Source organism: Catenulispora sp. EB89 (genome assembly GCF_041261445.1).
GTDB lineage: Bacteria > Actinomycetota > Actinomycetes > Streptomycetales > Catenulisporaceae > Catenulispora.
Genome location: NZ_JBGCCU010000011.1, coordinates 38,437 through 53,962, shown reverse-complemented (window position 1 = coordinate 53,962; position 15,526 = coordinate 38,437). Strand labels below are relative to the sequence as shown.

Here is a 15,526-nt window from a genome sequence, read left to right as displayed (position 1 = left end):
GCACCCGACCTCAATCCGCTTGAGCCAGCGCGACGTCGGCGGCCTTGGCCGCGTCCTTCAACGCCGAGGCCGGATCACCCTGCCCCTGGAGCACCTTGGCGATGGCCTGGCCGACGGCCTGGGAGAGCCCGACGTAGCCGGGGACGGTGGGCCGAGCGGTCGTGGCGTTCGTCAGGTTGTCCAGGAGCGTCTGGGCTCCCGGGTACTGCTTGGCGTAGGCCTGGAACTCCGGGCTGGCGGCCTCGCTCATGCGCAGCGGCAGGTTGCCGGTGGCCAGGTTGAACTTCGGGTCGGTCTGCTCCGAGGTCAGCCACTGCGCGAACTGGTAGGACCAGTAGGCGCGGTCGGTGTTGTGGTGGTCGTAGAGGGTCCAGAGGTCCGGGCCGGAGATGGTCTGGTGGTTGGTGCCGTCGAAGGACGGCAGGTAGGTGACGCCGTAGTCCAGGTTCGCGCTCACGTTGTCCGACAGCTGCCACGGACCGCTCATGATCATGCCGATGAGGCCGGACTTGAACAGGTCGGCGTACTTCTGGTCGTCCTGCGACAGGTACACGGACTTGTCGGTCACAGCCATCTGCTGCAGGAAGGTCAGGGCCGCCACGCCGGCCGGCGAGTCGAACGCGGCCTTGCTGTTGTCCTGGTTCAGGACGCTGCCGCCCTTCTGCCAGAGCAGCGGCCAGAAGTGCCAGGTGGTGTCCTCGGTGCCGGAGACCGAGTAGGCGGTGCCGTAGACGTTCTTGGACGTGTCGGTGAGCTTCTTGGCCGCGGCCCGGAAGTCGTCCCAGGTCCAGGTGTTCGTCGGCTCGGCGAGGCCCGCGGCCTTGAACAGCTTCCTGTTGTACATCAGCGCCAGGTTGTCCACGACCGCCGGGAAGCCGATCACGTGCCCGTTGGGCGTCGCGGTCTGCCGGGCCGCCGGCGGGAACTCCTCCCACTTCACGGCCGGGTCCTTGACCTTGTCGGTGATGTCCAGGGTGCGGCCGGACAGCTGCATCTGGGTGGCCCAGCTGCCGAAGTTGTAGGAGATGTCCGGGTAGGTGCCGCTGGTGAAGGCGGCGGTGAGCTTGGGCAGCAGCTGGTCGGTGGTCGGCGCGCCGGGCGAGATGTCGACGGTGACGTTCGGGTGCGCGTCGTGGAACTGCTTGGCCAGGCCCTCCAGCAGCTTCTCGGGGTTGACGTCCTGCCCGGTCCAGACGGTGATGGTGACCGGCTTCGTCGGGTCCGCGGGCGCCTTGGAGGCGGAGGAAGAAGAAGACGACGAGCAGGCGGCGGTCAGCGCCAGCGCGGCGACGGTGGCGACCGCTGCGGCCGAACGAAGGGTGCGGGCCGTTCTTGGATGCACGGGAAGACCTCCCAGGCGGAGAAGACGAGGGGAACAGAGATGGAAGAGTTCCGTCATTCAAGGGCTCCGCACACCGAACTCACAAGATCCACGCACGTTTCGCTCACCGGCGGTGCGCGAAGACGCTCGGATCCGCGCGATGAGCAAGTGCTTGGCAGCACCGGGACGCACGCGTAGCATCGGGGTGCGCCGCTGTGGAAACGCGACGTCAGAGGTACGCCCATCCGGTATGTCGGCACCGCCGCGAGCCCGGACCGAGTCGCCAGGACCGCCCGCCGATCGTGCGCGCGGCTTTCCGAGGCGGGGTCGTGCCCACCAGCACAATGGAGCTCACCGTGAGCCTCACTGATGCCCGATCGGCCCTTCCCCCAGCACCTCCAGTCCGCCCCGGACCGCCGTTCCAGGCGTAGCGGGTCCGGCGATGACCGAGCTGCAGAGCAAGAACACTCCGACCATGCACCGCTCCGACCGGGTCACGGCCATCCTGGACCGGCTGGCCTACGGCGGGAGCGTCGACGTCGCCACGGCCGCGCGCGAACTCGGCGTGTCGGTGGCGACCATCCGCCGCGACCTGACCCTGCTGGACGACCAGAACCTGCTGGTCCGCACGCGCGGCGGCGCGGTGGGACGCGACGTCGCCTACGAACTCCCGGTCCGCTACCGGGACAACCACGGCCGCGCGGCCAAGCGGGCCATCGCGCGCATGGCACTGCGCGCGCTGGCGCCGGGCCGCCACGTGGTGGCCGTGAACGGCGGCACGACCACCAGCGAGGTGGCGCGCCTGCTGGCCACCCGCACCGAGCTGACGGTGGTGACGAACGCCCTGAACATCGCCGGCATCCTGGTGAACCGCCCGAAGGTGAAACTGGTGGTCACCGGCGGCGTGGCGCGCTCCAACTCCTACGAGATGGTCGGCCCCTGGGCCGAGACCATCGTGGGCCGCTTCAACGTGGACACGGCGTTCATCGGCATCGACGGCATCAGCGCCGCCAGCGGCCTGTCCACCCACGACGAGGTCGAGGCGCACACCAACGCGGTGATCATCGGCCGCGCGCAGCGGGTCGTGGTGGTCGCGGACGGCTCGAAGATCGGGCGCACACACCTGGCGCACGTGGTCGGGCTGGACGCGATCGACCAGCTGGTCACCGACGGCAGCGCCGATCCGGCGGAGCTACAGGCCATCGCGGCTCAGGGGGTGTCGGTGCGGATTGCGGAGCCGGTGCGGCGGTGAGGGGTGGCGGGCACACCGGCGGGCGGTTGGCCGGTCGCGGCGCGGACGGCTGACCGGCGAACGCGCGCGGCGGTGCGTCCGTGCCTCGGTGCCTCGGTGCCTCGGTGCCTCGGTGCCTCGGTATGTCGGCGCCTCGGTACGTCGGTACGTCGGCGCCTCGGTGCGGCGGTGCGTCCGGGTGTCGGTGCGTCGGCGGCCTGCCTTCCCCCGGGCCAACCGCAACCCGCCAGCGCCCAAGCGCCATCGGCAGCCCGAATCATCGAGCTGCCGATGCCATGGCTTTCCGTCCGCTCAGCTCAGCAGGACCCGGCGAAGACGCTGTTCGCATCCAGCCCGGTAGCGGCCCGATAAGCACCGAACCCGGTGTATGTCACCGAATGCCACCCCCACCGCGCGGTTCCCGCGTCCGCCGCGGCGGCCGAGTACCGGTTCCCGTCCACCACGTCCCCCGAGCCGGAGCCCGAGCGCGCGACCGTGCCGATCAGCAGCGTGCCGGGGCCGGCCGCGCAGATCGTGTTGCCGGTGATCCGGTTGCCGCTCTCGTGGTACTGGATCAGGAACTCCGGCGAGCCGTCGTGGTCCGTGTTGTTGTTCCGCAGCACGTTGCCGGTGAACGTGTTCGCGAACGACGTCCCGGTCTGCACGCCGCCGCAGTCCTGGCCGCCGTCGCAGTAGCCGCCGGTGGTGATGCCGACGTAGCGGCTGTCGCTGACCGTGTTGCCCTCGACGGTCACGTGGTCGGCGGCGCCCTTGGCGTTCTCCGCCGCCACCTCGATGCCGATGTCGTCGGCCTGCACGGTGTTGCCGGCGATGTCGATGTGCGTGCCGCCGTCGACGTAGAGACCGTCCGCGCAGTTGCACCAGCCGGTCGACGACCAGTACGCGGGGTTGCCCGCCGAGATGATGTTCTGCACGGTGTTCCCGCTGATCACCCCGTTGCGGGCCCGGTTCAGGTCCGTGTACCGGTACGCCGGCGGCAGCGTCTGCTCGAAGCCGATGGCGTCGATCCCGATGTTGTTGTTGTCGTGAACCTGATTCCCGGTGATGCGCCAGCCGTCGACGTTCCCGTTCACCACCACCGACTCGCTGGCCCCGAGGTGCAGGTGGTCCACCTCGTTGTGGTCGATGACCAGGCCGCTGATCGAGCGGGTCGGGGAGTCGCCGTACGCGGCGATCCCGTGCGCGTTCATCGCCATGCTGCCCAGCGTGCCGTTGTCGTTGCCCATGTCGTGCACATGGTCGCCGCTGATCGTGACGCCGGTGTCCCCGCCGTGGACGTAGATCCCGATCGGCATCCCCGCGATGTCCTTGGTCCGGTAGCCGGTGATCTCCAGGCCCTGGACCGCGACCGTGGTGCTGTCGGCGATGTCGACCAGCGCCGAGCGGCCGCTCGGGACGGTCAGCTTGGAGCCGTCGAGCACCGGGTGCTCGCCGGCGGCCGCGGTGATGGTGACGTTCTTCGCGTTGTGCAGGCTGACGCGCTGCGCATAGGTCCCGCCGCGCACCACGACCGTGCCGCCGCCGCCGGACACCGCCGAGACCCCGTGCTGGATCGTGGCGAACGGCGCGGTGGAACTACCCGCCGCCGAGTCGGAACCGCCCGGAGCGACATACACCGTGGCGGTCGCAGAGTGCTTCGAGGTCGCTGGGGCGCCGGGAGCGTCGGCGAAGGCCGACACCGCGAGCGTTGACGGCACGAGCGCGGCCAGAGCCGCGACTGCCAGGACTTGTGGCTTCATACCGCACAGAGCGTGCGCACCGCACCGACCCCCGTCAACGAAAACGCAGGCGACATGAGCGATTCGGCCCAGTCGCTCACCGGGACTGCGCGTTTCCCATCCACACCTCGACGCTGCGACGGCCCCGCTGCTAAGAATCGCCCAGCACGAGAACCGCCACACTTCTCGAGGAGAAATCATGCCCCTGACTCCATCGCCCAAGCGCATCGCCGCGGCGGCAGCCGGCCTCGCCCTGGCCGCCGCCGCGGCCGTCGCCGCGGCCCCGGCGGCCTCGGCCGCCCCCGCGACGCCGTCCCTGCCGAGCCCGGCCGCCTGCAACGGCTGCTGGCAGCCGAGCCTGCAGACGTCCTGGAACTGGGTCCTGTCCACGGTCCCGAGCGCCCCCTTCCGCAACGTCCAGATGTACGACGTGGACGGCTTCAACAACTCCGCCGCGAACGTCTCCGCGCTGCACTCGGCCGGCATCAAGGCCGTCTGCTACCTGTCCGCGGGCACCTACGAGAACTGGCGCCCGGACGCCTCGCAGTTCCCGTCCGCGGTCCTGGGCAGCGGCAACGGCTGGCCCGGCGAGAAGTGGCTGGACGTCCGCGAGATCCAGAAGTCCGGCAGCGCCCTGCGCAAGATCATGGACGCCCGCCTGGACATGTGCCGGCAGAAGGGCTTCGACATGGTCGAGCTCGACAACGTCGACGGCTACACCAACAGCACCGGCTTCCCGCTGACCGCCGCCGACCAGCTCTACTTCAACGCCACCCTGGCCAACGACTCCCACGCCCGCGGCATGAGCGTGCTGCAGAAGAACGACAATGAGCAGATCCCACAACTGCTCCCCTACTTCGACGGCGCGCTGAACGAGCAGTGCAACCAGTACAAGGAATGCACCACCGCCCAGAACGGCGACTACGGCTACGACCAGTACGTCGCCGCCGGCAAGCCGGTCTTCCAGGCCGAGTACAAGCTGTCGACGTCCTCGTTCTGCTCCAAGGACAACGCGAACGACTTCAACGGCGTCCGCTTCGACATCAACCTGGACGACAAGACGTTCCAGCCCTGCCGCTGATCGGCCTGACTACCGGCCCGACTGCCAGTCTGACTGAATGACGAGGGAAGGCGAGCACCGTCGGTGGAGACACGCTCGCCTTCCCTCACCTGTGCCGGAAACGCCCGGCTATATCAGTAACCTCACGGTATGCTGCCCCTGATCGTGTCCAGCCTGGCCGTGTTGCTGGCGTGGACCTTCGCCGCGCGCCGCCTGGCGCGCTGGCACATCTCCGGCCCGCTGGTCATGGTGGCCGGAGGCGTCGTGGCCGGGCTGGTCGGCGGGACCGGCTTCGCCGAGCGCCTGGACACGCACATCGCCGAGCGCATCGTCGAACTCGTCCTGGCCGTGCTTCTCTTCGTCGACGCGACCGTGGTCCGTGACGGGTTCCTGGCCGGCGAGCGCGGCGCGGTCCTGCGGCTGCTGTTCGTCGCGCTGCCGGTGATGGTGGCCGCGGCGTTCGCGGTGGGGGTGCCGCTGCTGCCGACGCCGTCGTGGGCGGTGGTGTTCGTGATCGCCTGCGTGGTGGCGCCACTGGACTTCGCCACCGCCCCGCACCTGCTCAAGGACCGGAACCTGCCGTTGTGGGTGCGGCACGTGCTGGCCGTGGAGAGCGGCTACAACGACGGCCTGTTCTCCCCCGCGTTCGCCTTCGGCATCCTGCTGATCGGCGAATCAGGGCACGGCGGTTCCCCGGAAGACGCGCTGCGGCAGGCGTTCCCGGCGGCGGCCTACGCGGTGCTGGTCGGCGTCGGGTTCGGGACGGTCACCGGTACCGTGCTGCGGCGCTCGGAGCGCGAGCGCTGGTCGAACGCGGAGTCGGTGGGCATCGCGGCGCTTCTGCTGCCGATCGTCACGTACTCGATCGCGGTGGCGGTCGGCGGGAACGGCTTCGTGGCGGCGTTCCTGGCCGGCATCGCGTACAAGCGGGCGCGGATCGGGTTCCGAGGCGAGCAGGCGCCGCTGCCGGAGTCGGAGTTCGCCGATGTCGAGGCGCTGGGCACGGTCGCCTCGCTCATCGTGTGGTTCGTCTTCGGCGCGGTCGCGGTGCTGGTGTTCCAGGTCGGCGTCCCCGGGTCGGTGATCCTCTACAGCGTCCTGGTACTGACCGTCGTGCGCATGGTGCCGGTGTACCTGGCGATGCTCGGCACCGGCGCGACGTTCGTGGACCGCACGCTCCTGGGTCTGGTCGGACCGCGCGGTACCACGTCGATCGTGTTCGGTCTGCTCGCTTACAACGCCACCAAGGACGAGGACGCCGACCTCACTCTCGCCACGATGACGATCGTGCTGCTCGGGAGCCTGCTACTGCACGGGGTGGCGGTTCCGCTGGCGGCGCAACGACTCAGCTCGCCGGCCGATGACGAACCAACACCAGCGTAGGTACGGCGATCACGAGCACGAACACCCCGGCGACGAGAAGACCGGTGTGGAAGGCCTCGTTGAAGGAGTGCCGGACGGCATCCCCGACCACGGAGGCCAGGCTCCCCGGCAGCCCGGAGGCGTCCGCGCCGTGCTTGGCCCCGGTCACGACCTGGTCCACGACCGGCGCCGGCAGCCTGCGGTTCGTCAGGTCCGTGGTGAGGTTGTCCGCGAACTTCGAGGTCAAGATCGTCCCCAGGACACTGGCCCCGAGCACGTTCCCGAGCTGCCGGAACATGTTCACCACCGAGCTCGCCATCCCCGCCTGCGCGGCCGGGACGCTGATCACCGCCGCCGCGGTCGACGGCGCGACCAGCAGCCCGGCGCCGATGCCGACGACCAGCAGCCCGGGCCACACGTGCCCGAAGCCGGGGCCGGCCTGCGACCAGCGCAGCGCGAAGATCCCCGCGGCCATCGCCAGCAGCCCGGCGGTGAGGATGAGCTTGAAGCCGATCCGGTGCACGATCCGGCCGGCCACCGAGCTGACCGCGATGAAGGGCACGAACATCACCAGCGCGCGCGTGCCCGCGCCGAGCGGGGTGAGGCCCTGGACGTGCTGGAGGTAGAGCACGGTCAGCAAGGCCGTGCCGGTGAAGCCGATCATCGACGTCGCGGCCACCGCCATCACCGCGCTGAACGAGGCCGAGCGGAACAGCCGGACGTCGATCATCGGGTCCGGATGCCGGGCCTCGTACCAGACGAAGGCGGCCAGGCCGACGGCCGCGACCGCGTAGGAGGACACGATGCCCGGCGAGCCGTAGCCGAGCGTCTTGCCCTGGATGATGCCGAAGGTCAGCATCACGACGGTGACGGTGCCCAGGATCAGCCCGACCGGGTCCAGGCGGCGTCCGGGGTGCCGGCTGTCCGGGATCAGGAACACGGTCCCGACCAGGGCCAGCGCGCCGAGGACGATGTTGATCGTGAAGATCGCGTGCCAGGAGTAGTGGGCCAGGAGCAGGCCGGACCCGACGGGACCGATTGCCAGGCCCAGACCGGAGCTGCCGGCCCAGATCGAGACGGCCTCGGTGCGCTGCCGGGGATCGGAGAACTCGTGGCTGACGATGGCCAGGCCGCTGGGCAGCAGCAGCGCGCCGCCGACGCCGATGACCGCCTGGGCGGCGATGAGCGTGCCGGTCTGGCCCGCGGTGGCGGCGAGGACGCTGCCGCCGATGAAGAACAGCACACCGAGGCCGAAGACCAGGCGGCGGCCGATCAGGTCGCTGAGCGTGCCGGCGGCGAGGATGAGGCCGGCCACGACCAGGCTGTAGGCGCTGGTGATCCAGACGATGGCGGTCGGCGAGGAGTGCAGGTCGGCCTGGATGCGGGCCAGGGCGCCGATCGTCGAGGAGACGTTGACGAAGGCCATCATTGTGCCGACGCAGATCACGGCGAGGGCCAGCGCGCGGTTCTTGGTGCCGGCGGGAGAGGGAGTCGTGGTCGGGGAGCTGCGCACGGAGCCGGAGTTGGAGCCGGCATCCGAGGAAGGTCCGGGGGCGCCGGAGGACGACGCCAGGTGGGTCTCGGTCATGGTCGGCGCGCTTCCTAGGCGAAAACGCCGGTGGTCAGGCCGGTCAGGCCTGCGTGCACCGACTCGGTCAGAGCGTCGGCGAAGACCTCCTTCTCGTCGGCTTCCAGGGCGTCCAGGACCCGGCCGGCGATGTCCTCGGGCGCCGACTTGTCAGTGCCCTCGGGCAGATGCGCGGTCATGGGGGTGTCGACGTAGCCGAAGTGCGCGCCGAGGACCTGCGTGCCCTGCGCCGCCAACTCCAGACGCAGGGTGTTGGTCAGACCCCAGAACGCCGCCTTGCTGGAGCTGTAGGCGCCGGGCGTGGCGATCCAGCTGAGCACCGAGTGGATGTCGACGACGGCGCCGCCGCCGTTGGCCGCGAGCGTCGGGGCGAAGGCGCGGACCAGCGCCAGGGGGCCGAACACGTTGGTCTCGTAGGTCGCGCGGATCTCCGTCATGTCGCCGGTGAGCAGCGAGCGAGCGCCGCTGATACCCGCGTTGTTGATGAGGACGGTGAGGTCGCCAGCGGCGGCCGCGGCAGTTTCGATCGCGGCCGGGTCGGCGACGTCGAGCTGGAGCGGCACGACCCGCGGATCGGACCAGTCGTGGTCCCGGCGCGCGCCGGCGTAGACCTTGGCTGCGCCCCGCTCCAGGGCCTGCCGGACGAACTCCTGCCCCAGGCCACCGGTGGCACCGGTGACCAGGACGACGCTGTTCTCAAGCTTCATGGCGGGCTCCTTCGACACTTCGGCTGACTGAAGTCAGCTGGCACCGGGTAGTATCTGACTACAGCTAACTGAAGTCAACTCGGAGGAGGCCGCGCCCATGGAGCTGCACACGCCCCTGGACGACCGCACCACCTGGTCCCCGATCGGCAACTGCCCCGTCGAGAAGGCGATGGCCGTGATCGGCACCCGCAACTCGATGCTGATCATGCGCGAGGCCTTCTACGGCACCACCCGCTTCGACGACTTCGCGCAGCGCGTCGGCATGGCCCCGGCGACCACCTCGGCGAACCTCAAGGCCCTCGCCGACGCCGGCCTGCTGGCCCGCCGCCCCTACCGCGACCCCGGCGGCCGCTCCCGGGAGGAGTACCTGCTCACCGAGTCCGGGCGGGACCTGATGCCCGCGATGTTCGCGCTGTTCCGCTGGGGCCAGAAGCACGCCGGCGGGCCGGAGTCGGTGGACCTCGCGCACATCGGCTGCGGGGAGAGCGTGGATGTGACAGTGTCCTGCCGGAGCCACCACGAGGTGGGGCTTGACGAGGTGGAGCTGTGGAGTCGGCGGTCTGACTGAGCGGTGGCGTCCGCGACAACGTCAAAAGTGCCGTCGGCCGCTGTCCACGACGCGTGAGAGGTTCGATCGGTCGTCTGCCTGACCGAGGAGTGCACGTGCGTGACAGTGACCACGACCTGTGGTGCAAGGCGGTGCGAGGCGACGCGGCGCCGTTGCTGGAGAACCTGCCCGAAGGTGCCGTGGCCGGCGTCGCGCGCCCGCTGAACAGCGTCTTCGTCGTCGAGCCCGGTCCGGACGGCCGGCAGACCGGCACCGTGGCGCTGGCCGGACCGGCGGACGGGCCGGTGTTCGGCGTCCAGGACATCCCGAGCTCGTTCCGCGTCCAGCGCATCGACCACGACGACCGGCACTGGATCCTGCACGCCGCCGACGGCCGCACGCTGAAGGCCACCCCCGGCCAGTTCGCCAACCAGCCGCCGATCCTCGACGAGGAGCACAACCCCTGCTACCAGGCGCATCTGGAGCAGTCGTGGGAGGCGATCGCGCGCATGTACGCGACCGACGCGCCCGACCGCCCCGTCCCCGAGATCAGCGACGAGGTGCTCGGCGGCTTCGAGTTCGATGAGGATCTGTACGAATACTCAGCGACTTTTGAGCCGCCCTCGGACCAGGTGTACGTCCGCTTCGGCGCGGCGGAGCCCGACCGCATCAAGGCTCTGCTCCCATCGGTGCGCACGCTGCTGGACGACTTCGAGCGGATCCGGCAGTCCGGGCTTCGATACCTGTGGGACCGCTGGCTTCGATACCTGTGGGACCGCGGCCCGGATGATCAGACCTCGGAGCAGGCCGAACCCGAGCTCTTCAGGGAGGCCATCGCTTTCCGGCTGGAGTTCTACTACTCCGGCGACTTCATCCTGAACTACAGCGACGGCGGCGCCGGATACTTCGCCGACGGGTACTGGATGGCCGTGCACTTCCGCGGCGCGGACGCGACACCGGTGATGCTCTCCATGGAGGGCTGAACGGGGATACCGTCTTCGCATGTCGCAGATCTTGCTGCTTGCCGGAGACGTCAACCTCCAGGGGCGAGCCGATCCCGCTTCCGCCTTCAGACACGTGCGGGATCTGCTGACGGTCGCCGACCTGCGGTTCGTCAACCTCGAAGGAGCGCTGTGCGGGCCCGGCGATGATCCGCAGGCCCCGGACATCGCGCACAAACCGAACTGGCGGCACTCCGAGCCGGACATGGTCACGGGGCTCAGCGCTGCCGGCATCGACGCGGTCAGCGTCGCCAACAACGTCACGTTCCCGCCGTCGGCGATGCTGGCGAGCCTGGACACGCTCGACGCCGCGGGCATCGCGCACTGCGGCGGCGGTACCGACCTGCACGACGCGCACCGTCCGGTCGTCCTGGAACGCGACGGCACCCGGTTCGGGTTTCTCGCGTACACCTCCATCTGCTGGCCCTTCGGGATGGCCGCCGGACCCCGGACGGCGGGCGTCGCGACCCTGCGCGCCTCGACCTCCTACGTGCCTGACCTGCGGTCGGCGGAGGTGCCCGGCCGAGCGCCGCGCGTCCTGACCGAGGCGTATCCGCACGAGCTGGCCGCGATGATCCGGGACGTCGAGGAACTGCGGACCCGATGCGACGTCCTGGTGCTCTCCTGCCACTGGGGCGTGGCGGGCGACGACGTGTGCGACTACCAGAAGGCGATCGGCCGCGCCGCCATCGACGCCGGGGCGGACCTGGTCATGGGGCACGGACCTCACAGCATTCAGGGCATTGAGATGTTCCGGGGCCGCCCGATCTTCTACAGCCTCGGGAACTTCGTCTTCGACTGGCCTGTCATGGCGGGCCGCCATCTCGACGGCCTGGTCCTGCACTGCCGGGTCGACGGGCGCCGTCTGCGCGGCGTCGAAGTCCATCCGGTGCGCCGCGGCTCGGACAACGACGTCCGGCCCCTGGTCGGCGACGAAGCCCGTGGCGTGCTCGACCGGGTCGCTGCAATGTCGGCGCCGTTCGGCTCGGCACCGTTCGGCTCGACGGCGATGGGCGCCGAAGTCCTCGTGACGCTCCCCCAAGCCGCCTACTCGCCCTCCTACTCGCCCTCCTGACTCTCCCGCGAAGCGCTCTCGACCAGCACGTCGCCGGCCGACGTCCGGTAGTACAGCACCGACCGGCCGGAGCGGCGGCGGCGCACCAGGTCGGCGTCCAGCAGGACCTTGAGGTGGCGGCCGACCGAGCCGAGCGGCCGGCCGGTCAGCGTGACCAGGTGCGTGGTGCTCTTCGGCGAGGCCAGGAGCAGCAGGACCGTCGCACGGTTCGCGCCGAGCAGGCGGGCCAGCGGCTGGGGCGCGACGGTCATGCCGACGTCCGCCATGGCGCCGGTGCACGGATAGACGATCGCGTACCGCGGCTCGTCGTCCCACGCCACCCAGCCGCGCCCGGGCGTCACCGGGGCGAAGTACAGGCGCGCGCCGGAGACCTGGCGGGGCGGGAAGTTGTGGAGGTTGATCTGCAGGGTCCCGTCGCCGAGCCACCGCATGCCGGGGCGCATCGCGCTCAGTGCCGCGGCCCAGCCGGCCTGGCTGAGTTGGGCGGTGCGGGAGACGATGTCGGCTTCCATCAGCCGGCGGCGACGCTCCCACGTGGGCTCGACGGTCCGCGTCCAGATCCACTCCAGGATCTCGGCCAGGCGCGGCGCGAGGTCGGTGCGGTCCAGGAGGTCGGGCAGCGGACCGCCGTAGGCGACGGTCAGGTTCGCCAGGGCCAGCTCCGGTGACGTCGCACGGACCTTCCGCAGCTCCTGCTCGAAGCTCTGGTCGCCGGTCGGCACCGGGGCCAGCAGGTCGGCGATCCAGTGCGAGCGGGAGCCCAGGGCGGCCTCCAGCAGCGGGCCGGTCAGCGGGTCGGCGGCGACCATCGCGAGGAAGGCGGGGTTGTGCTCGTCGAACCAGGCCTTCTCTCCCGGATGCGCGGTCGTCCGGCGATGGAGCGTCTGCAGGCAGGCGAGCGTCTCCGCCAGCGGCGAGACCACGAACCGGCCGCTGGCGAGGGTGTCGGTGTCGACCAGCCACAGCGTCATGGTTTCGCCTCCTGGCGAAACTGTACCGGCTGCCGCGCGTCCCCTCGCACACTGACGACCATGCGAACGTATCGGCAGCTCTTCGCTTCCCCCGAATTCCGGCCCCTGTTCTTCACCAGCCTGGCCCAGGTCGCCGGGCAGACCGTCAGCGGCCTGGCGCTGGGCACTCTCATCTACGCGGCCACCGGCTCCCCGCTGCTGTCCGCCCTGAGCATGTTCGGGCCCAGCCTCGCGCAGGTGGTCGGCGCGACGGCGCTGATGTCCGCCGCCGACCTGATCCCGCCGCGCGCCGCGCTGTCCGGGCTCGCGCTCGCCTTCGCGCTCGCCACGGCGGCGCAGGCGATCCCCGGCCTGCCGGTCGCGGCCTCGTTCGCGATCCTGTTCGTGATCGGCGTGCTGGCCTCGGTCTGCGGCGGCGTGCGCTACGGCCTGCTCAACGAGATCCTGCCGAAGGAGGGGTACCTGCTCGGCCGCTCGGTGCTGAACATGGCCGTCGGGACCATGCAGATCTGCGGCTACGGCCTCGGCGGCGTGCTGCTCACGGCCCTGTCGCCGCGCGTCACGCTGCTGGTCGGCGCCGGGCTCTACTTCGCCGCCGCCGTCGTCGCACGGCTCGGGCTCAGCGCCCGGCCGCAGCGTGCGTCGGGGCGGCCGTCGATCGCCCAGACCTGGCGGAACAACGCCGCGCTGTGGTCCTCCGTGCCGCGGCGGTACGTGTTCCTCGCGCTATGGGTGCCGAACGGCCTGATCGTGGGCTGCGAATCGCTGTTCGTGTCGCTCTCGCCGAGGCACGCCGGCGTCCTGTTCGCCAGCGCCGCCTTCGGCATGCTGCTCGGCGACACCACGACCGGGCGTTTCCTGCCCGCACGCTGGCGCCGGATGCTCGGCGCGCCGCTGCGGCTGCTGCTCGCGGTGCCGTACCTGGTGTTCGCGCTGCACCCGGCGATACCGGTCGCGGCGGTGGCGGTCATGCTGGCCTCGATCGGGTACGCCGCGAGCCTGCTGCTCCAGGAACGTCTCATGGCCCTGACACCGAACGAGCTGAGCGGGCAGGCACTGGGGTTGCAGTCGTCGGGCATGCTGACCATGCAGGGCGTCGGCGCCGTGGTCGCCGGGGTGCTGGCGCAGTGGTTCACGCCGAGTACGGCGATGACCGTGATGGCCGTGTTGTCGGTGGTGGTGACGCTGAGTCTCGCTCGCGGGCTGCGGGACGAGCGGGAGCTCGAGCCGGGGCCGGAGCCCACGCCCGAGGCTTCACGCGTACACATGCCCGTGCCCACGCCCGCGCTCACGCCCGCGTGCTCGTCGCCGTGCTCGACGACCGCCTCCACGGCGCGCGCCATCGGTTAGAGGCCCGCCAGGGCCAGCAGCCGTTCCATGTGCTCGACCGGAAGGGACGGCGAGGCGGCGGCAGCCTCCGCGACGCGTTCTGATGAGTCTGCGAGGAGCCGAAGCAGGGCTGGAAGTGGAAGGTTGCGGTGGCCCGCGACCGCGCGGCGAGCACGATCCGCGGGGTCGCGGGCCAGCTTCTCGGCGAGTTCCGGTGGCAGGTCCGGATCGCGGGGCGCGAAGGAGCGGAGCCTGGGCTCGGGGTCGGTGGCGAAGCGCCGCAGAGTCTCCGGCGGGAAGGTCAAGACCTCCGCGTCGTCCCACCAGAACGTGAACTTGTCCCCCCGCACTCGGTAGCGGCGCTCGATGCTCTCGGCCGTCGCCGGATCGACGAGGTGCGGGGCGGTGTGGGCCATGGTGAGGCGAACCCTCTCCGCCGCGTCGTCCAGCAGCCGTGCCACCGCGTCAGCGGGAAGGGACTTGTTGCAGGCCGCGGAAACTCGGAAGCTGACGTAGGGCGAGTCGATGTGCGGCAGCGGATCGGCGGTGACCCAGTCCAGATGCAGGATGCGCAGTTCCATGGGCGCGACGGCATTCTCGATCCAGCGCTGATCCATTGCCTCGTCGGCGTCGGGGCCCGGATCGGCCGTCGCGCGCGAGAGCTCGTGGACCGAGGCGTGGATCTGCGCCCGCAGGTGCTCGGGTGTGTCGGGCCGGGCGAAGACCTTGATCCGGACGTTCAGGGCCGGATCGACGGCGAGGATGTCGCGGACTGGCGGCGGCAGGTCCGGATGGCGGGCGAGTTCGGCGCGCACGCCGGCGTCCGGGTCCTCGGCAAGCCGGCGAAGGGTGTCCTCGTCGAGGACGGTGTGGATCACCGCGCCTGCTCGGGTCACCGGATCCGCCAGCAGCGCCGGCACCAGATCCGCGGGCGGTATCGGATGCGGCCGACCCGCGAAGTAGGTCGAGCACGCGGCACCACGGACCCTGGGCTCGGCATCAGTCAGCAGGATCCGCCGGACCTCCTCGGGCGCTTGGGTCCAGTATCTCGCCAGGGTGGCGCGGATCGCGGGGTCAGGGTCGGCGGCGAGGCGGGCTCGGAGATCGGGCGGTGTATGACGGCTTTGGGCGAGGTCCTCGCGGACTCGTGGTTCGGGGTCGTCGATCAGCAGCTCCAGCATCTGCCTCGGCGCGGTCGCGGCGCGGACGGCGAGCGCGGACCGCACCGCCTTGTCCCGGTGGGAGGCGAGTCGGATGCGGAAGCGATCCGGCAGCCGCTCGTTGAGTGCCAGGCTGTGCAGGAGCCAGTGGTCGTCGAGCTCGATGATCTCGGCGATCATGTCATCGGTGAGGTCCGGGCGCTCCGCCACCTTCCCCATTCCCCGCCGCCACGCGAACAGGCGCCGGATCATGGCGGCCGGCAGGGCGGGGTTCGCCGCCAGGCCGTCCATCACTTTGGTGAGGTGAACCGGAGTCGGGGCGTCAGCGTCCACGAGGCCAGGATGCCAGGCGGGCTCCGTCGGAGGAGCGGCCCGGTCGCCGCAGCCGAGCAAGGGAGACTGCGGCAGCCGGGGAGTAGGGAACAGTCTCAGAAC

The 15,526-nt window shown here is 70.6% G+C and carries 13 protein-coding genes; 7 read left to right on the top strand and 6 right to left on the bottom strand.

Translation table 11 applies throughout. From position 1 onward, the window contains the following. Positions 1-10: 10 nt before the first annotated feature. Positions 11-1,342 carry an ABC transporter substrate-binding protein gene (locus ABH920_RS23665; RefSeq protein ID WP_370351283.1) on the bottom strand — a complete coding sequence of 444 codons (1,332 nt, stop codon included), beginning with the start codon at positions 1,340-1,342 and terminating at the stop codon, positions 11-13. A 421-nt stretch (positions 1,343-1,763) separates the two neighbouring features. Here ABH920_RS23665 and ABH920_RS23660 point away from each other — a divergent pair, with 421 nt between their 5' ends. Next, positions 1,764-2,573 carry a DeoR/GlpR family DNA-binding transcription regulator gene (locus tag ABH920_RS23660; protein ID WP_370351282.1) on the top strand — a complete coding sequence of 270 codons (810 nt, stop codon included), beginning with the start codon at positions 1,764-1,766 and terminating at the stop codon, positions 2,571-2,573. A gap of 296 nt (positions 2,574-2,869) precedes the next feature. Here ABH920_RS23660 and ABH920_RS23655 read toward each other — a convergent pair whose 3' ends face one another. Then, complete coding sequence (locus ABH920_RS23655; protein ID WP_370351281.1) at positions 2,870-4,312, bottom strand: DUF5123 domain-containing protein; 1,443 nt, start codon at positions 4,310-4,312, stop codon at positions 2,870-2,872. Positions 4,313-4,490: 178 nt separating this feature from the next. Here ABH920_RS23655 and ABH920_RS23650 point away from each other — a divergent pair, with 178 nt between their 5' ends. Both ABH920_RS23650 and ABH920_RS23645 read left to right on the top strand, forming a co-directional pair. After that, the gene (locus ABH920_RS23650) at positions 4,491-5,372 is read left to right on the top strand and encodes an endo alpha-1,4 polygalactosaminidase (RefSeq protein ID WP_370351280.1); all 882 of its coding nucleotides are present in this window, start codon (positions 4,491-4,493) and stop codon (positions 5,370-5,372) included. Positions 5,373-5,501: 129 nt separating this feature from the next. Beyond that, entirely contained in the window at positions 5,502-6,734 is a 1,233-nt protein-coding gene (locus ABH920_RS23645; protein WP_370351279.1) for a cation:proton antiporter, read from the top strand. Here the strand turns inward: ABH920_RS23645 and ABH920_RS23640 are convergent. After that, positions 6,697-8,301: an MFS transporter gene (locus ABH920_RS23640; RefSeq protein WP_370351278.1), complete on the bottom strand. Its 1,605-nt coding sequence runs from the start codon at positions 8,299-8,301 to the stop codon at positions 6,697-6,699. The genes ABH920_RS23645 and ABH920_RS23640 overlap by 38 nt on opposite strands. 14 nt (positions 8,302-8,315) lie before the next feature. Next, positions 8,316-9,008, bottom strand: a complete 693-nt coding sequence (locus ABH920_RS23635; protein WP_370351277.1) for an SDR family oxidoreductase — start codon at positions 9,006-9,008, stop codon at positions 8,316-8,318. Between the two features lie 97 nt (positions 9,009-9,105). On the opposite strand from ABH920_RS23635, the gene ABH920_RS23630 reads away from it, so the two are divergent. From ABH920_RS23630 to ABH920_RS23620, 3 genes are all read left to right on the top strand, one after another. Further along, the gene (locus tag ABH920_RS23630) at positions 9,106-9,576 is read left to right on the top strand and encodes a winged helix-turn-helix transcriptional regulator (protein ID WP_370351276.1); all 471 of its coding nucleotides are present in this window, start codon (positions 9,106-9,108) and stop codon (positions 9,574-9,576) included. A gap of 95 nt (positions 9,577-9,671) precedes the next feature. Continuing rightward, positions 9,672-10,538 (top strand): hypothetical protein, encoded by an 867-nt coding sequence (locus ABH920_RS23625; RefSeq protein ID WP_370351275.1) that lies wholly within the window; start codon positions 9,672-9,674, stop codon positions 10,536-10,538. Positions 10,539-10,557: 19 nt separating this feature from the next. Further along, on the top strand, positions 10,558-11,631 hold the full coding sequence (locus ABH920_RS23620; RefSeq protein ID WP_370351274.1) for a CapA family protein: 1,074 nt from the start codon (positions 10,558-10,560) through the stop codon (positions 11,629-11,631). On the opposite strand, the gene ABH920_RS23615 is transcribed toward ABH920_RS23620, so the two are convergent. Next, the gene (locus ABH920_RS23615) at positions 11,616-12,602 is read right to left on the bottom strand and encodes a transcriptional regulator (protein ID WP_370351273.1); all 987 of its coding nucleotides are present in this window, start codon (positions 12,600-12,602) and stop codon (positions 11,616-11,618) included. The two genes, ABH920_RS23620 and ABH920_RS23615, sit on opposite strands and share 16 nt — an antisense overlap. Before the next feature lie 60 nt (positions 12,603-12,662). Here ABH920_RS23615 and ABH920_RS23610 point away from each other — a divergent pair, with 60 nt between their 5' ends. Beyond that, on the top strand, positions 12,663-13,952 hold the full coding sequence (locus tag ABH920_RS23610) for an MFS transporter (RefSeq protein ID WP_370351272.1): 1,290 nt from the start codon (positions 12,663-12,665) through the stop codon (positions 13,950-13,952). Here the strand turns inward: ABH920_RS23610 and ABH920_RS23605 are convergent. Next, positions 13,949-15,424 (bottom strand): hypothetical protein, encoded by a 1,476-nt coding sequence (locus ABH920_RS23605; RefSeq protein ID WP_370351271.1) that lies wholly within the window; start codon positions 15,422-15,424, stop codon positions 13,949-13,951. The two genes, ABH920_RS23610 and ABH920_RS23605, sit on opposite strands and share 4 nt — an antisense overlap. Positions 15,425-15,526: the final 102 nt, after the last annotated feature.